Raw genomic sequence first — 17,067 nt, 5'->3', positions numbered from 1 at the left:
TTCGTGTAAGGAGTGATTCAATGGCTATCACGCTGCAGCCGATGACAGGACAAGAGTTTCAGTCCTATCTCGCTCATTCAACCAAGCATTACGCTGAAGAAAAGGTAAAAGCGGGAACGTGGCTGCCTGACGAAGCGCCGGAATTAGCGGAACTGGCGTTTGAAGACCTGCTTCCTGACGGCTTGGAGACGGCCGATCACTATTTATGGACGCTGACATTGGACGGAAAGGAAAATGCCGGCTGGCTGTGGCTGCACGCCGATCCGGACAACCCGCAGCAGGACGCATTTATTTATGATTTCGGCCTTCATCCGCCTTTCCGCGGCAAAGGCTATGCAAAAGAGGCGCTCGCAAGGCTGGAGGACAAAGCCAAAGACCTGGGTGTCCGCAAGATTTCTCTCCATGTGTTCGCTCATAACGAAACGGCGCGGAAGCTGTATGAGAAGACGGGATTTCTGGAGACGGATGTCATCATGAGCAAAAAGCTGTCATGAAAAGAGGCCCGCACGATGGGCCTCTTTTGTTATTCATCTAACAATGTCATCATGTGTTCCGGATAACGCTCGCCGGCCGCCGTTCCGATCGGAAACATCTCATCCAACCGCGCCTTCACATCCTCCGGAAGCACAATGTCGAGAGCGGCGAGGTTCTCTTCCAAGTAGTGTTTCTTTTTTGTACCCGGAATCGGAATGAGGTCATCGCCGTTTGCGAGAACCCATGCGAGCGCAAGCTGAGGCGCGGTGATATTCATTTCCCGGGCAATGGCGGTAAGCTTTTGGACGAGCCCTATATTCACCGCCAAATTGTCTTCCTGGAATCTCGGCGTTCTTCTTCTGTAATCATCGGCATCCAGCTGATCGGTCGACGTCATCTTTCCGGAAAGAAAACCTCTGCCGAGCGGACTGTAAGGCACAAATGAGATGCCGAGCTCACGGCAGGCGGGCAGCACATGCTCCTCCGCTTCCCTGCTCCATAAAGAATATTCCGATTGAAGCGCGGCAATCGGGTGAATGCGGACGGCGCGCCTGATCGTTTCTGCGGAAGCCTCTGACAATCCGATATACCTCACTTTTCCTTCGTCAATCAGCTCCTTCATGGCGCCGACAGTTTCTTCAATCGGCACCCGCGGATCAACCCTGTGCAGATAATAAAGGTCGATATAATCCGTCCCAAGGCGTTTCAGACTGGCGTCACACGCTTTTTTCACATAATCGGGCCGTCCGTTAATTTCGATAAACTCACCCTTTTCGCTTCGGACATAACCGAATTTCGTCGCGAGGCACAGCTCCTTTCTGAATGGGGCAAGCGCTCTGCCGACAAGTTCTTCATTCGCACCCAATCCATATTGATCAGCCGTATCAAACAAATTCACGCCGAGATGAACGGCATGATGCAGTGTGGAAATCGACTCTTCCTCACTCTGGCTGCCATAGTATTCCGAAATGCCCATGCACCCTAACCCCATTGCGGAAACCCGCATCGAACCGATTGTTCTGTCCTTCATATGTCCTCCCCCTTTCTTGTATGATAACCGGATTTCCTGATATTTGAAAATGATTTATGTATATGATTTACATATTGTTATAAAATTTTTAAAAATCTGTAAATTGTATATTTTTTATCACAATTTCGTCATATAATGAAAACGTGGAAAAATTAACCTTAAAGAAAAGAGGCGAAGTCAATGTGTAAAAAGCTGTTCAAAGCCGTCCTCCCGTTTGCCCTGTCATTCACCATGGTTCTGTCGTTCTCCGGTTTGAATGTAAAAGCGAAAGAAACAGAAATACCGCGCTACGCAAAAGAAATCGCAGACCTTCAGCAGGGCACGACTCCTGAAGACGTTCTCCAATCCGCCAAAGAGCTTGCCAAACAGAAGCATGTTTCAACAGAAGTTATTCTCAAGCAGTTTCATCAAGAAATCACGGCAGACAAGGTGCAAGGAAATGTAATCGCTTCCAAATACGGACTCTCTGCGATGGGCGGATCGTCAGGAACCAAAAAACTCCCGAAAAGCACAAAAGGCAATATTTATTACACGAACTCATACACGGCTTATTACAATCACGGGCATGTCGGCATGTATTCATCCGCTGATAAAATTGTCGAATCCGTGCCGGGAGACGGCGTCCGCCAGATTGCTTATAACGGCAGAGAAGTCGAAGACAATTCAATCGTCCAGACCGTGAAAGTTACTGATGCCCAAAAACAAGCCGCCGCTGACTGGGCTGTATCAAGAGTGGGTGATGAGTACTCCTTCAACTTCGTCAATAACAGAAATACGGGCCATGAAGGCGCCAAAAACTGCTCAAAATTGCTGTGGTCGGCATTCCTTTTAAAAGCGGGGATTGATATCGACTCTAACGGCGGCTTAGGCGTATACCCGCGCGACATCACAAGCTCGTCCTACACAACCACGATCCTGACCATTCACTAAGGAGAACAACGTGAAAAAAATCATCTCGATACCCTTAGTGATCATCGCCGCCGCAGCGGTCTTATGCTTCTTCTATTTCCCCACGGAAGATCCTGCGGAGGTTGCGAGAGACACATTAAATGACCCTGATTTTCTGAAAGATAAAGAGGCGCTGCTGTATTTCTCCACTGCGGCTGAGCAAGACACGTTCGGCGGCGGAAAAAGCTACGCCCTCTTCGCCGATGAAAAAGGGCGGCTTTCTTCTTATCAAATGAAGGGGCTTGAGCTCGGATCGGCCAAAGTGCATGACGAAAGCGTGCTGCTGGAGGACAAAAAAGGAATCTACACCGTTCAGGACGGCCTTCACACGTATAAAAGAGCGTACCAGCATACGGGAGACAGCGCGGGATATATCGAACGGGCGAAAGGCTTTTACACGCTGTATAATTCGGGCTACGACAAGAGCGGCGGCAGCTACCGTTCAGAGCTGTACCGCCAGATGGACGGCAAGTGGAAGCAAGACGTCATCCCGCACTACATCCGTGCTTCAGGCTTTTTTAAAGATCATCTTTTCGCGCTCACGCCGACAGATGACGAAAAAGGCTATCACGTCCAAGACATTCAAGCCGATAAAGAAAAGCTCCATACAAACTCAATCGCGACATGGACGTATAAAGAAGGCACGTCTGTCGAATCCCAGCTCGCCGCGGACGACAGCGCCGTCTGCTTTGTTACCAGAGGAGAAAAAGCCGATTACATCTATCAAATGGTGAAAGTCATGAAAAACAGCGGCGCCATCAAAACGTATGACATCGCCGCTTATAAAAATGACGAACAGACGATCTATGACTCCATGCCGTTCAGCTTCAAAAAAAGCTTTTTCATGGAGCGGCGCAGCTTCTATTTCGTTGACGGCTTCGGAACCGTCTACCGCATCAACCCTAAGACCGGAAAAAGCAAAAAAGCCTTCACCCTCCCCGCATCCCGAATGAAAGCCGACTTCAAGGAGCTGACCCATCAAAACGGAAAGCTGTATCTGTTCACGTACAGCTACAAAAAGCCCGCCAAAATCGAATCTTTCGACCTGAAAACGGGCAAAAAACTGAACGACCTGACCATCCCAAACTTAAAAAACATCGTCACGCCGAAAAGCCATCTCAAGCTGTATGATGTGCAGGTGATGGAGGGGTTTGAGAAGGAAAAGCAGTCATCATAATGAAAATACAAACTTTGGATTATATAAACAAAAAACCTTTTATTGGTTTACTTGTAATCGTTTGAGGATATAGAGTAGTAGACTGAATAAAAGGAGGATATATAGTGAAAAAACGTTTCAAATGGTTTGTGGGAGTAGTTATTTTTGTTTTTATGTTCAGTTTTTCAGGTGTGACAGAAGCTATTAGTACAAAGACAATAAAAGATGAAATCACATGCCCTGTCTGTGATAAAACGATTAAGTCTGAAGGAAGTAAAAAAGACAGACAAAAAGCTTTGGATATCGTCAAAGACAGAGATGATTTGGATATGGATAAAACAGAAGTCTTTGTTACTGTTTTAAATAATAAAGATCATAAGATTGCATTGGTTCATTATGAAGATCAACAAAATCATTCATTTGCGCAGAGGTATATTAATTTAAACACTGAGCAAATCGTTTTATCAGTAGAGGGTAAAGGAAAATGGGACAAAGAAAAAAAGAAGGAAACTTCAAATTAAGAGTTGGAGATAAAGAAATTATTAATGAAGATTTTAATCAAGATGGATTAAAAGGCAAGGGGAATAATGCTTTATTGAACTCTGTCAAAAAAGCATCTCCGACAAAATCAAAATTGGAGTCCTGTAACGATTTAGTCACAAAAATGCTGGGGCTGGGATCTAGTATTGCTTGCGCAGGTGCTTGTATGGCTGTCGGAGGTGCTGTCGGCGCAGTAGTGTGCTCGCCCTTATGTTTAGCAATTGAAAATGGAGTTGGCGAAGCAGGTGCTAAAGAAATTTGCGAACAATTCTTTGGTTGAAATATGCAGATTTGAAAAGAGCTTGCCGCTTTTGGTAAGCTTTTTATAATGAAACGTTACTGCAAGAAAGAAGGTGTTCATTTGAAATCATTCAGTATCTTCTTATTGTTGTCCGTCATTTGTATAACCATTGTTTTTGTCATAATGAATATGTTGATTGGATACCCTGATATGAGCAACGGGGCATTGATTATGATTGTATATATCGTTGTGACCCTTATGATAAGGCTATATAACAAGAGAAAAGCCGACTGAACATAGAGATAGAGGAATTTAGGAGGGAGCCGATGAAGAAAAAGCTTGCCGCGGTGACCGTAACCATTCTCCTGGTTTCCGTGATAACCAACTCTTTTTTAAACGGCGGAAAGCCGGACTGGATTGATGTTTGCTCTACACTGCTGGCGTGTCTATTAGGAATTCTGTTCGTCCTTCGCTTAGAAAAAAGAGAAAACACGTAAAGAGCCGGATGCTGAAAACACCGGCTCTTTTTGCGCGTGATTTGCCGAATTGTGGATAAAACTCAGCCCGAAGCACTACTAACATGTGTATAAATAGGTTATATTGAGAAGAGAACAATTGCCGCGCGCAAAAGAAAACCGGAGGATGTAACAATGAAAACCGCTTATTATTCTTGTGAAGAACATATCGAAACCGTGCTGGACATGTACATAGATGATCATGAGCTTCCGCCCGAAATCAGAAAAATCGAACATACTAACAGTTTATCCACAGCCTGTGAATTATGTGGGGACACTGCAACATATCTAGTAGGGAACGAATGATCCTACACAAAATACAGAAAAGATATCCACAATTGTGGACAATATATATGAATAACTTGTTTCTAAAGTGGGGATGACCTGTGAATATCAATATTGTGACCATCGGAAAGCTAAAAGAAAAATACCTCAAGCAAGGCATTGAAGAATACAAAAAACGACTCTCAGCCTACGCAAAAATCGACATCATCGAACTCCCGGACGAAAAAGCTCCGGAAAACCTGAGCGACCAAGACATGAAAATCGTCAAAGACAAAGAAGGCGAACGCATCCTGGCCAAAATCAGCCCGGACACCCACGTCATCGCCCTCGCCATCGAAGGAAAAATGAAAACATCCGAAGAACTGGCCGATACAATAGATAAGCTGGCGACATATGGAAAAAGCAAAATCACCTTCGTCATCGGCGGCTCACTCGGCCTAAGCGACGCCGTCATGAAACGGGCAGACGACAAACTGTCATTCTCAAAAATGACATTTCCTCATCAGCTCATGCGTCTGATTTTAGTGGAGCAAATTTATCGGGCGTTTCGGATTAATCGTGGGGAGCCTTATCATAAGTAGATGAGGTTTTTGAATATGACTAACAAAACGCTAATATGCAATACTTAGGGCTATTTTATTTAAAAGCTAAAGAGGAGATAGGATTTATCCTTACTCCTCTAAAAAGTATCTAAATACTTTAAATAAATTTCATGCATTCTTTAATACTTGTTTTTTTTGAACAGCCTTCAAATATGATAGTTCCCTTTATAGTAAAACCACTTCATCTGTGATTAAAAAGTTATGCGATGATAGTAGGTACCCTTTTGACTTTATTAATATGGTATAATATAGGTAAATTAATTTTTGTGTTTACAGAATATTATTAAAAAGACCCTATTTATTGGGATGGTGATGGTATGAGCCTAAAAGAAATCATAGTTAGTCCCTTGTTTAACAAACTACGAAAGGTATTAAAGCAAGAAGATACAGTATTATATATTGGATCTGGTATTTCTCTATGGTCCGGATTGCCGACTTGGAAAGGGCTAATTTTAGAGTTAGCGGATTTTCTTGAAGAAGAAGGTCTGCCTTCAAGTGAGGTTATTAGAGAAAAGGCTGATGATGATTTGTTATCAGCAGCGAGTATAGGCTTAAGTTCTATGAATAATATTTTATTTAAAAAGTTTATAAAAAAAGCATGTAGAGTTGGGGTTGCTAAAACCCATAATATACATAAAGAAATTACTTCACTAGGTCCAAGATGTTTTATTACTACTAACTATGATCAGTTATTGGAAGATGCTTTAAAAGAATTTAAAACAGAGACCCACTTTGATGTTGTTACAAATAGGCATCTACCTGAACTTGCTTCTTTAAATCAATCTAGATATAGCGATTTTGTTTTTAAGGTTCATGGTGATATAAACGATATTCAAAGCGTTATACTTAGTAGAGAACATTACCAGGAATTGTATGGCGGGGATAATGCGGCTTTAAAAACTTTAGAAATCCTCCTTATGACAAGGCCAGTAATTTTTTGGGGGTTTGGTTTAAGAGACCCAGATTTTCTTTTTATTAAAGATAAGATAAAAAATATTTATAAAGAAAGTCCTTCGGAGCATTATGCGATTTTACCTGATGTCAAACCAGAAGAAATCGAATATTGGAGAGAGAATTATGGAATAAGAATCATAAGTTATGAGACTCTTAAAAAAGAGGATGGAAGTAATGATCATTCAAATTTATTAAATTTAATCAAATTACTAAGAGATAAACAGGAAGCAAGTGAAGAAATTGAGAATGATTATACTGAAAATTCAGTAAAGGGATTTTTAACTGATACTGAAGCTATATCAGTATTAAGATTTATAGAGAGTCAAAGGTTACAGTTAAATATTAATGATACTGATTTGCTGCCAATGGGAATATCAAGTGATAACAGAAAATTTAAACCATACATCAGAGTAGAAGAGTTAATTAAATATAAACATAATGCAATACTATTAGGAGATCCCGGTAGCGGGAAAACATTTCATTTAAAATATAGTGCGGTCAAAGAATTAGAGACATTAAGGGATGTTATATTAAACGATGCAAACAACATTAAAGAATTAACATTACCAATATATATTGATTTAAAGGGTTATACAGGTAACATATTTGAAATGATTGAATCAATGTTACCTTTAGGGATAAATTTAGAATTTATTAAAAAAAGTTTAATATTACCTTTTTGCTAGACTCATTTAATGAAATGCCAAAGACTCTTTTTGAGAAGAAGCTCTATGAAAAAGATATTTTAAAAATTGAAAAGGAATTTAAGGATAATATTATTATAATATCGTCAAGAACCGATGAAGGCTTAGATAAGTTCAACTATTCAGACTATAGGCTAGAAATGATAGATTATAATTTTGTTAAACGTAATTTAGAAGGTGGCTATGTATATTCAAATGATGTTATTAGGCTTTTACAGAAACCTTTATATTTTAATCTATGGAAGAAAGATAAGATTGAAATTAATGCTAATTCAACGCCTTACACAATTTTAAATTCATTTTTAAATAATCTAAACAAAGAGTTTGAAGCGGATTTTTGGATTTAAACTAAATTTGGCAAATAATTTGTCGGAACTTGGCTACTATGCAATTGATAAAGGACATGAAAAAATACACATCGATGTTGTAAAAATTTTCACAGAACAAAAGATAAAAGACATGAAGAATGAGTTTACTTATACTAATCAGTTTATTAACTGGTTAATTAAAAAGGAATTTTTATTACCTCAGCAGGCTCAAATATGTCATTCTTCCATCAGTCCATTACTGAGTTTCTTGCAGCTAGGGAGTTGTCAAGACTTTATAAGAATAATCCTAGTATGATAGAACATATTTTAAATAATACAAGGTGGGATCAAGCTTTATTTTTAACAATAGGTTTTCTGGAAGAGATTGAGGGGAATAGTTTTATTAATCAAATATTCGAAAGAGATATTATTCTATCAATTAAGGCGGTAAAGTACCTTGATAGTGACCGAGGGCGAATTATTCAAGAAATTCTTGAATACATATTAAATAATAGTAGTAATTATAATTTTGAATATTACACGCAATTATCGCATCATTTAACTGATTTACCGGTAAGTGACGAACATATACCGTTATTAGAAAAATTATTTTTCTTAGGTAATTTGCTGGGAGCTTCAGCAGCAAATCTGTTGGATGATTTATATCGTTATAAATATAAAAGTATGTTTTATGATGCATTATTTGCACATCGAGATGATTTTAACTTTGGACAAACATTAGGAATCCTTTTAAAAGATGAATTAAAAATAGATGAAGTCAAAAAATTAGTTAACTACTTAAATGATTTCGATGATGAAGATGAAGTTATGGGGTTACTTGAGGGGTTGGAAAAAGTTCTGAGTAACTTTAATTTTGAGGATTTAAATACTATTTTTGGTTCTATAGAAAATTTAAATAATATTCAATTGTCTATTTTTTGTACAGTATTAAAGGACATAGAATCTGAGGACTCTTTAAAAGTATTGGTTTCGCTTATTGAAAAAGGGAATAAAGAGGCTATTTTCCCAATTCACATGTTTTTAAGGTTTACTGAAATTGAATTTAATAAGGAAATAATATATCGCGATAGATTTATAGAAAATATTATTACTTTTTTAAATCTTGAAGAAGAGGGAGAATGGGCGTTAGAAGTATTAAACGATTTATCCCATTTTCCCGAAATTAGGGACTATTTTAAACAGAAACATAAATTTCTAATTGGGGTCAACAAATTAGCTCTACTATACTGTATAAGAAGAGAAGAAGAGGAATTGTTTTGGAATCAGTATAGAAATATAATTATGAATAAAATTCAGACTGATAATCTGAATATTTTGAGGAGATTTAAGGAACTTAATTGGAAAGGTAAAGAAAAACTGCTGGAAGAATTTATTCAAGTATGTGAATTTGAAGATATTCATAGGATATTGGAGAGTTTCAGAAACTATTTTAACGAAAACTCAAAAACATACAAATTAGAATTATCTTTTACTACTATTGAGTTGCTACTAGAAAAATTGCCACTTAAGACAAAAGATAATGATTATTATTTAATGATTACTGGCGAATTTATTATTAATAATACCGATATAGATGTACAAGAAAAGATATTACGGTTATTTAATTTAGAGAACTGTGAATATAGGGACTTTTTGTCAGAATTTGTAATAAGTCAAATTTCAAGTGTAACAACTGACAGGTTATCAGAAGATGCAATAGATTTCTTGTTGGGAAAACTTAGAAGTAGGAAAATGAATAACTTTAATGATATATTAGGAAATATATCTACCGAAAAATTTGTTGAAAATAAGTTACTACCCTTGTTAGAAATAAACAAAGAACCGTTAAAATCAAATTTACGTGAAATACTATATAACGCTGGTAAAAATCATAAAAAAAGGTATCTAAAATATTAAAGATAAACTGAATAGTTTTTCCGACGATATATTAACTATGGTTATATCTACCATAATTAGACCGATTTCTTTTTTCAAAACGAAATAAGTTGATCTAATGGTTTTCCTCTTTGAACTTTAAGGTAAATCTATTCAAGAACCAAACTTGAAATATCGTTCTTTTTGGTGGGTTTTTAGATTGCCATAACAAATAGAAGAAATTTATATTATCAAAAGAAAAGGCTGACGTGGCTATATTGCCCTCGTCAGCTTTTCCATTATTTGAATTAATAAGACCCTATAGTTCTCCATTAATAAAATTTACTATTTTGGATTTACTATTGAACTTGGTCGATAATAAGATGATTTTCCCTCTTGTGATCAGTTCAATTTCAACAAGGAATTGCCAAAATAGGGGCCTTTCTGAATATGTTGTTTCTAAGATTGTTTTTATTGGATTTTACCTAGCAATAGTAGGAGCAACAATTGCCTTTATTATTAGTGTTGTTTTCATTTGGTACGGTATTGGATTATATGTTACTGATAATTTTGGAGCAGGCACTAGAATAAGAAAAACGAGCACTTCAATCTCATTTCTAACTACGGGATACTCCGACCCAATTTTCAACAATTAATAATATAAAGCTGTCAGCCTTTGGGTTAAAGTGGCTGTGGGAGACGAGCTGCATGCCGTAGGAGTTGTATAACCCATGTCTGTTGCAGGCTTTGGAGAAGTCATTTTTTTCCGTTTGCTTTGATCGGATCTTCTCCTTCGCTTTCTTTAAATTGATTGTAGCTCCCGTCCCGAACAACCTGCCGCCCCATGTTTCTTAAAGCCCATTTACTGCATGAAGTCCTCAATAATGCAATAATACATCACTTACCGATATTTCCCACTCCCCAAACAGAAGCTGTCATTCAAGAACCCCCTTTTGAACAACAGCTTCTTCCGCATTTCCCATACAACAGTATAAATCCCTTTCCGTCACGGAAAACTAGTGGAAAAGGTTTCTGAAAGGAGGGGGCGTATGATGAAAAGTGAAAAAATCCAAAACAAAACATCTTTGGTTTGGAAGATGGCGATTGCATCTGCGGTTTCTTGGGAAGCGGCAAAACTGGCGGGCTCTGATCACCCCTATTTAGCGCCTCTGTCTGTTATCTTATGTTTGCAGCCAACGATAGATCAGTCGATTCGCTTTTCTTTTCATCGTATTGCGGGAACTGCGATTGGGATCATGCTAACGTCCTTTCTTGTCAGTCACTTGCCAATGAATGGCTGGATGCTGGGGCTGTTCCTATTAGGCGGTACTTACATAGCGAAGTGGTTACGAATAGATGTAACGGTTCTGCATCAGGTAGCGCTCACCATTTTATTGGTCTTTACGTTTGAACGGAACTCTAAAGATTATGCATTCGACCGAATCATCGATACGGTGATCGGCGTCATCATCGCGATTCTGATTCACATGTTCCTTTTTCCGCCCGACTACACAAAAAAGGCAGCGGACTCTTTTCAAACATTGGCCCGTCAGCTTTCCGGCACACTTTCAGACCTTTCCAAATGGGTGCAATCAGAGTGGGGACAAGGAAAAGGGAATCTTATGGAATATAAAATGAACCATCTTCTGCAGGAGCTGCATATGACAAAAGAGATGCTGCAAACAGCCTCTGACAGCTTAAAATTCAACCCCGTCAGAAAAAACATAAAAACATCATTTCAAGCTATCAAATAGAGATGCAAAAGTTGAACGCCGGATTTGAATATCTGTCAAATATAGTGAAAACGTTAAAAGAATGGGAAAAAGAAGGAGCTTTATCTTCAAGTGACAAAAGGGAGCTGGGGAATAATTTACAAGTGTTAAGTGAATATTTTGCGGGTTTTAAAGGCATACAGGAGGGTGAAACAGACAATCGGAAACAGAAGGAACAGAACGTGTTATTGGAATCTCTCCGCTCCGACTTGCTGTCGCAACCGCCGCCCGGTCATAAGGTCTATAAAGACTCTTTTTTTTTAGAAACGAAGAAATTGCTGAAGCGTTTGTAATGTTTTCTGGAATTATAGAATACGGATATACAGATGCAGATATGATCAGGTAAAACGGGGGACATGAAATGGATGATATACACCGGATTTTGGATGTCATCGCCACTTCTAAAAAAGCTAAGGTACTGGCTACCATTATTCAAACAGAGGGGTCCGCTTATAAGAAAGAAGGCGCCTCCATGCTGATTTTAGAGGACAAAACAAGAGTCGGCATGTTATCCGCCGGTTGTCTGGAAGAAGATCTCGTTGAAAGGGCAGAGCAGGTCTGGTCTGCGGGAGAGCCGTTGATTGTCCGCTTTGATATGAGTGCGGAAGACGATTTATCCTGGGGACAGGGCGTTGGCTGTAATGGTGTTTTGACGGTGTTGCTTGAGCCTGTAAAAGGGGAATTGGAACGACACCTGATGACAGTCAAGACATGCTTAGATGAAAAAAAGTCTGTGACCCGACTGAAACGATTCACTGAAACGTTAGAGCCGGAGGAAGATCTGTATATCGCTGAAGACGGCAGCGTGTTTGGAACCGGGGATGTGATGGAACCGGGGTGTATTCAACAACTGAGACAGACGGAAAAGGGAATCAAAAGGGATGAACATACCTCTGATTTATTTTTTATCCATCAGATGGTGCCAAAACCTTGTTTATATGTCTTCGGAGCAGGAGAAGATGCGAGGCCGTTAGTTTCGTTGGCGGCTCGTGCGGGCTTTCATGTGACGGTGATTGACTGGCGTCCCGCCTTATGTCATCACGGGCATTTTCCTGAAGCCGGCCATTTGATAACGGGAGCGCCGGAAGAAGTCATGGAAGGCCTGAGCATGACAAAAAGGGATTTTGTTGTCATTATGACGCACAGCTTTCAAAAAGATCAAATCATTTTACATACAATAAAAAACGAGAATGTGTTTTATAAAGGCGTTTTAGGCCCCAGAAGGCGCACGGAGCGGCTGTTAGGCGGGGCAGAGATTCCGGCAGATATTCATTCCCCTATCGGCCTTCCCATCGGGGCACAAGGCCCTGAAGAGATTGCTGTAAGTATTGTCGGCGAGATGATTAAAGAAATGCGAAAACAAAGGTCTCGCCTATGAAAACAGCAGGCATTTATCTGGCAGCCGGTACAAGCAGACGCATGGGGACGGATAAGCGAAGTTTAGTTCTCAATGGCGTCTCCCTCGGAAGTATGGCGCTTAAACATGCTTTGTTATCTGAATTAGATCATATTTTCGTTATTACGGGAAAGGGAGATTCACTGCATTGGCTTTCGGAATTTTCTTTTTATCCCCTATGTCAAATAAGTGGAGCCAGGCAGAATGTGAGCAAGCGGGTAAGGGCCAAGGCCATTCTATACTATGCGGTTTACAAAAAGCGGCAGCGTACGAGGCTGACGCCGTTATCATTCTCCTTGCAGATCAGCCGTTTGTCACCTCAGATATCATCAATACGTTAATTGATTCCTATCAAAAGGAGCGCCGCTATTTATTTATCGCCGCTGAAAATCAGCATCTTCCTATGCCCCCTATTTTATTCTCAAATCAATGTTTCCCGGTATTGCATCAGTTAAAGGGAGATCAGGGCGCCCGGCATGTGATCCGTGAAAGTATGATCAAGGCGGGAAAAATGATCAGCTTTCAAGACCCTTTGCTTTTTTATGACGTCGATACAGTTGAAGATTATACGCTGCTGCTGAATAAATTCGGGGAGTGAATGAGTTGGAGTATATCGGGAAGAGTGTCATTCGGAAAGAGGCCCTTGAAAAAGTGACGGGTAAAGCGAAATATACGGATGATTTTCAAGAAACAGGGACGTTGCACGCAAAAATGCTGACCAGTCCATATGCTCATGCCGATATTGTGTCGATGGACTTTTCAGAAGCTTGGAAGATTCCCGGTGTGAGAGCGATATTGGGGGATGAACCTTTTCCGCTTGCAGGTGAGGAAATTAAAGACAGATCGCCGATTGCTTACAAAAGGGTCAGATACCATGGTGAGCCGGTTGCTGTTGTTGTTGCGGAAAATCCGATTACAGCTAAAAAGGCCGCGGATGCCATCAAAGTATCCTATAAACCTCTTCCCATCGTCAATTCCCCCCGTGAGGCCTTTCAAAAGGATGCGCCGCTCGTTCATGAACATGCGGACCGCTATGAGAAGACAAAAGGTGTATTCCCGGTTCCGAAGACAAATATCGCAAACCTGGATAAGGTTAGAAAAGGAAATATTGAAGACGGATTTAGGGAAAGTGATGTGACAGCAGAATTCCAGATTTCCTTTAACCCTTCTGATCACGCTGCGATGGAGACAAGATGCTCGATCGCTGAAATTCGGGCGGATGAGGAGATTATCATTACCACATCCTCTCAAGCTCCTTTTGCCATTAAAAAATTAATGCAGTGGTATTTTGGAATTGAACCCGGAAAGGTTATCGTCAAAACGCCTTTAGTAGGCGGGGCGTACGGGGGAAAAGCAGCCGTTCAGTTAGAGGTGATTGCCTATTTGGCATCAAAAGCAGTCGGAGGCCGGCCCGTCAAATTGTTTAATACGAGAGAAGAGGATATGATCACATCTCCCGTTCATGTAGGATTGGATGCCATTGTCAAATTAGGGGCCACAAAGGATGGAATTTTAAAGGCGGCGGACATTCAGCTTTTATTTGATGGCGGAGCATACTCTGATAAAGGAGTGGACATCAGCCGGGCTGCGGTGGTTGATTGTACGGGTCCGTACGCTATCGACCATATATCGTGTGATTCATATTGTATGTATACGAATCATCCATATCCAAGTGCATTCAGGGGCTACAGCCATGCTGAAGTGTTATTTGCTTTTGAGCGGACGATGGATGTATTGGCGGAAAAGCTGAACATGGACCCGTTAGAACTCCGCTATAAAAATGCCATTCGCCCCGGTGACACCACACCGACTCAAGTTCTTCTCAATTCAAGCACGGTCGGAAATGTACCGAAATGTATTGAAAGATTGAAGGAATTAATGAATTGGGACGAGGGACAGCGAATTGAAATCGACGGCCGGAAGATACGGGCGAAGGGAATCAGCTGTATTTGGAAAACCTCAACATTTGATACAAATGCAACGTCCGGAGTGATTTTAACCTTTAATCCCGATGGAAGCATTAATTTGATGTCAGGGGTAGTGGAAATTGGAGCAGGGACAAAAACAGTGCTAGCCCAAATCCTGGCGGAACGAATGAAAATGGATATAAGCAAAATTCACGTAAAAATGCTTGTAGATACACAAACAACACCCGAGCATTGGAAAACCGTGGGGAGCAGAGGGACGTTAATGGCCGGAAAAGCCGTACTGAATGCAGCGGAGGAAGCCATTCGAAAGCTGAAGGACGCGGCATCATGTGTGTTGCGGGTTCCTGTCGAGGAATTGGAAGTGGCCGACGGAAAGGTTTATTTTATAGATCATCCTTCTGTACATGTTGACATAAAAGACATTGCTTACGGATATACGTTTCCGAATGGAAATACCATTGGCGGCCAAATCATTGCGAGCGGCAATTACACATTAACCCGGATGACGAATTTAGACCGGGAAACGGGAAGAGGAAAGCCGGGACCCGAGTGGGCTGTCGGTGCTCAGGGAATTGAAGTTGAGTTGGATAAACGGGATTATACGTATCGGATTACAAAAGCCTATTCTGTTGTGGATATAGGAACAGTATTGAATGAAAAAGCTGCAAGGGGTCAAGTGATGGGGGGGATGAGTATGGGAATCGCATTCGGAGGAAGAGAAACATTTGTATTTGATTCATATGGCAGAGTATTAAATCCTCAGCTTAGAACATACCGCCCCCTTCACTATGGAGAGCAGCCTGAATATATCATTGAATTTGTTGAAACCCCGCATGAGATTGCGCCTTATGGAGCGCGCGGCGGAGGGGAACACGGACTGCTGGGGATGCCGGCCGCATTGGGAAATTGCCTTTCCGCCGCTTTAGGTGTCCAATTGAATCAACTTCCTCTCATTCCCGAACAATTATGGAGGACGCAAGAGGGGTGGAAAGATGATACCGTTTGATTTTGACTATTTTAAACCGAAGACCATTCAAGAAACAATCAATCTATTTCACTCGCTTGCGGCCGAAAAGAAAACACCAATGTATTATTCCGGCGGCACGGAAATTATCACGTTAGGAAGGCTGAATATCGTCTATACGGATGCGGTGATAGATATGAACGCGCTTCCGGAATTTCACGCCATCCGTTTTTATGAACGTTATCTGGTGATCGGAGCGGGCGTGTCATTAACGAAACTGGAGGAAGAAAATCCATTTCCGCTATTAAGTAAAACAGTAAGTGAAATAGCCGATCGGACGACTCGAAATAAGATCAGCCTGGGCGGAAACATTTGCGGGGGCATCTACTACCGTGAGGCCGTGCTGCCGTTGCTGATTTCTGATAGTTTGCTAGGGATTGCAGGGAGAGCGGGGATTCATTACCATCCTATAAATAAAGTATTTAACAAGGAAATACAATTGCGAAAAGGAGATTTTCTATTTCATATCGTTGTCGATCGAGCGTACGTTGACCTGCCGTTTGTCAGTATCAAAAGAAGACAGCAGTGGAATGTCGGGTATCCATTGGTGACAGTCTGTGCGCTGAAAAAAGATGATGAGATCAGAATGGCCTTCAGCGGCGTATGTCCATTTCCGTTTCGTTCTGCTGAAATGGAGGCTGTGCTTAACGATAAAAGCTATTCATTAGAAGATAGAGCGTGCAGGTCTTTACAGTATGTACCCAAACCCGTTCTTGATGATACGGAAGGCTCAAGTGAATACCGAATATTTGTCTTGCAACATACAATTTTAGATGCCTTACGGGAATTAGAAGGAGGTCCAAATGTCTGATCTTATTACGTTGAAAGTAAATGGCGAGGAAAGACAGATGACGGTCAGACCGGCTGATACTTTGTTATTTGCTCTTCGTCTTCGTCTCGGATTAACTGGTGCAAAACCGGGATGCTTAAATGGGGATTGCGGCGCCTGTACGGTATTAACGGACGGGGTACCGATGAAATCTTGCTTAATGCTTGCGGCAGAAGGGGAAGGAAAGGATATTACGACAATTGAAGGACTGATCAATACGCCGATTCAAAAGGCTTTTATTGAAAAATTCGCGTTTCAATGCGGTTATTGCACACCGGGTTTTCTCATGAATTGTCATGCTTTAGTGAATACTGAGCCGAATGCAAGTGATGACACGATAAAAAATTGGCTGGAGTCCAATATTTGCAGATGTACGGGTTACAGGGAGATTGAAGAAGCGGTTAAATCCGTTTTACATACAGGGAAAGGGACTTCTTAGTTCGCAACCGTAAAAAAAGAGCTCAGAGAATTATCTCTGAACTCCAT

Annotated in this window: 16 protein-coding genes and 3 pseudogenes; 17 read left to right on the top strand and 2 right to left on the bottom strand. The window is 40.8% G+C overall.

Annotated features, from left to right (window positions below):
* Nucleotides 1-20 precede the first annotated feature (20 nt).
* Nucleotides 21-494 carry a GNAT family N-acetyltransferase gene (locus tag D368_RS02570; RefSeq protein ID WP_017418509.1) on the top strand — a complete coding sequence of 158 codons (474 nt, stop codon included), beginning with the start codon at nucleotides 21-23 and terminating at the stop codon, nucleotides 492-494.
* A gap of 29 nt (nucleotides 495-523) precedes the next feature.
* On the opposite strand, the gene D368_RS02565 is transcribed toward D368_RS02570, so the two are convergent.
* On the bottom strand, nucleotides 524-1,504 hold the full coding sequence (locus D368_RS02565; RefSeq protein ID WP_128574532.1) for an aldo/keto reductase: 981 nt from the start codon (nucleotides 1,502-1,504) through the stop codon (nucleotides 524-526).
* A 180-nt stretch (nucleotides 1,505-1,684) separates the two neighbouring features.
* On the opposite strand from D368_RS02565, the gene D368_RS02560 reads away from it, so the two are divergent.
* The 10 genes from D368_RS02560 (at nucleotide 1,685) to D368_RS02520 (ending at nucleotide 9,674) form a co-directional block, all read left to right on the top strand.
* A complete protein-coding gene (locus D368_RS02560; protein ID WP_101562594.1) occupies nucleotides 1,685-2,434 on the top strand; it encodes a YiiX/YebB-like N1pC/P60 family cysteine hydrolase in 750 nt (249 codons plus the stop codon).
* Nucleotides 2,435-2,444: 10 nt separating this feature from the next.
* Entirely contained in the window at nucleotides 2,445-3,629 is a 1,185-nt protein-coding gene (locus D368_RS02555) for a hypothetical protein (RefSeq protein WP_071392509.1), read from the top strand.
* 104 nt (nucleotides 3,630-3,733) lie between these two features.
* Nucleotides 3,734-4,129: a hypothetical protein gene (locus D368_RS19830; RefSeq protein ID WP_486129192.1), complete on the top strand. Its 396-nt coding sequence runs from the start codon at nucleotides 3,734-3,736 to the stop codon at nucleotides 4,127-4,129.
* Nucleotides 4,093-4,428 carry a hypothetical protein gene (locus D368_RS19825; protein ID WP_486129191.1) on the top strand — a complete coding sequence of 112 codons (336 nt, stop codon included), beginning with the start codon at nucleotides 4,093-4,095 and terminating at the stop codon, nucleotides 4,426-4,428. Before D368_RS19830 ends, D368_RS19825 begins: the two co-directional genes overlap by 37 nt.
* 287 nt (nucleotides 4,429-4,715) lie before the next feature.
* Nucleotides 4,716-4,886: a hypothetical protein gene (locus D368_RS19820; protein ID WP_007407875.1), complete on the top strand. Its 171-nt coding sequence runs from the start codon at nucleotides 4,716-4,718 to the stop codon at nucleotides 4,884-4,886.
* Nucleotides 4,887-5,039: 153 nt separating this feature from the next.
* Nucleotides 5,040-5,210 carry a CxxH/CxxC protein gene (locus tag D368_RS02540; RefSeq protein WP_004393147.1) on the top strand — a complete coding sequence of 57 codons (171 nt, stop codon included), beginning with the start codon at nucleotides 5,040-5,042 and terminating at the stop codon, nucleotides 5,208-5,210.
* 80 nt (nucleotides 5,211-5,290) lie between these two features.
* On the top strand, nucleotides 5,291-5,770 hold the full coding sequence (gene rlmH, locus D368_RS02535) for a 23S rRNA (pseudouridine(1915)-N(3))-methyltransferase RlmH (protein ID WP_013354196.1): 480 nt from the start codon (nucleotides 5,291-5,293) through the stop codon (nucleotides 5,768-5,770).
* A gap of 338 nt (nucleotides 5,771-6,108) precedes the next feature.
* Nucleotides 6,109-7,431, top strand: a complete 1,323-nt coding sequence (locus tag D368_RS02530) for an SIR2 family NAD-dependent protein deacylase (RefSeq protein ID WP_128574531.1) — start codon at nucleotides 6,109-6,111, stop codon at nucleotides 7,429-7,431.
* Nucleotides 7,432-7,445: 14 nt separating this feature from the next.
* Nucleotides 7,446-7,796 (top strand): hypothetical protein, encoded by a 351-nt coding sequence (locus tag D368_RS02525; protein WP_128574530.1) that lies wholly within the window; start codon nucleotides 7,446-7,448, stop codon nucleotides 7,794-7,796.
* 195 nt (nucleotides 7,797-7,991) lie between these two features.
* Nucleotides 7,992-9,674 (top strand): hypothetical protein, encoded by a 1,683-nt coding sequence (locus tag D368_RS02520; RefSeq protein ID WP_128574529.1) that lies wholly within the window; start codon nucleotides 7,992-7,994, stop codon nucleotides 9,672-9,674.
* A 626-nt stretch (nucleotides 9,675-10,300) separates the two neighbouring features.
* Here the strand turns inward: D368_RS02520 and D368_RS19815 are convergent.
* A pseudogene (locus D368_RS19815) lies at nucleotides 10,301-10,436 on the bottom strand (hypothetical protein); the annotation flags it as partial.
* A 245-nt stretch (nucleotides 10,437-10,681) separates the two neighbouring features.
* Here D368_RS19815 and D368_RS02515 point away from each other — a divergent pair.
* From D368_RS02515 to D368_RS02490, 6 genes and pseudogenes are all read left to right on the top strand, one after another.
* A pseudogene (locus D368_RS02515) lies at nucleotides 10,682-11,697 on the top strand (FUSC family protein).
* A 68-nt stretch (nucleotides 11,698-11,765) separates the two neighbouring features.
* Nucleotides 11,766-12,782 (top strand): XdhC/CoxI family protein, encoded by a 1,017-nt coding sequence (locus D368_RS02510; RefSeq protein ID WP_128574528.1) that lies wholly within the window; start codon nucleotides 11,766-11,768, stop codon nucleotides 12,780-12,782.
* Nucleotides 12,779-13,398: pseudogene (locus D368_RS02505) on the top strand (NTP transferase domain-containing protein). Before D368_RS02510 ends, D368_RS02505 begins: the two are co-directional and overlap by 4 nt.
* A gap of 5 nt (nucleotides 13,399-13,403) precedes the next feature.
* Nucleotides 13,404-15,734, top strand: coding sequence for a xanthine dehydrogenase family protein molybdopterin-binding subunit (locus D368_RS02500; RefSeq protein ID WP_128574527.1), 2,331 nt, complete (start codon nucleotides 13,404-13,406; stop codon nucleotides 15,732-15,734).
* Nucleotides 15,721-16,563 (top strand): FAD binding domain-containing protein, encoded by an 843-nt coding sequence (locus D368_RS02495; protein ID WP_128574526.1) that lies wholly within the window; start codon nucleotides 15,721-15,723, stop codon nucleotides 16,561-16,563. Before D368_RS02500 ends, D368_RS02495 begins: the two co-directional genes overlap by 14 nt.
* Nucleotides 16,556-17,020 (top strand): (2Fe-2S)-binding protein, encoded by a 465-nt coding sequence (locus D368_RS02490; protein ID WP_044052762.1) that lies wholly within the window; start codon nucleotides 16,556-16,558, stop codon nucleotides 17,018-17,020. The genes D368_RS02495 and D368_RS02490 overlap by 8 nt, the downstream gene beginning before the upstream one ends.
* Nucleotides 17,021-17,067 lie beyond the last annotated feature (47 nt).

The organism is Paenibacillus lentimorbus NRRL B-30488, assembly GCF_000411595.1.
Classification (GTDB): domain Bacteria; phylum Bacillota; class Bacilli; order Bacillales; family Bacillaceae; genus Bacillus; species Bacillus velezensis.
Note: the sequence above shows the minus strand (reverse complement) of the source record. Positions and strands in the feature narration are given on the sequence as shown.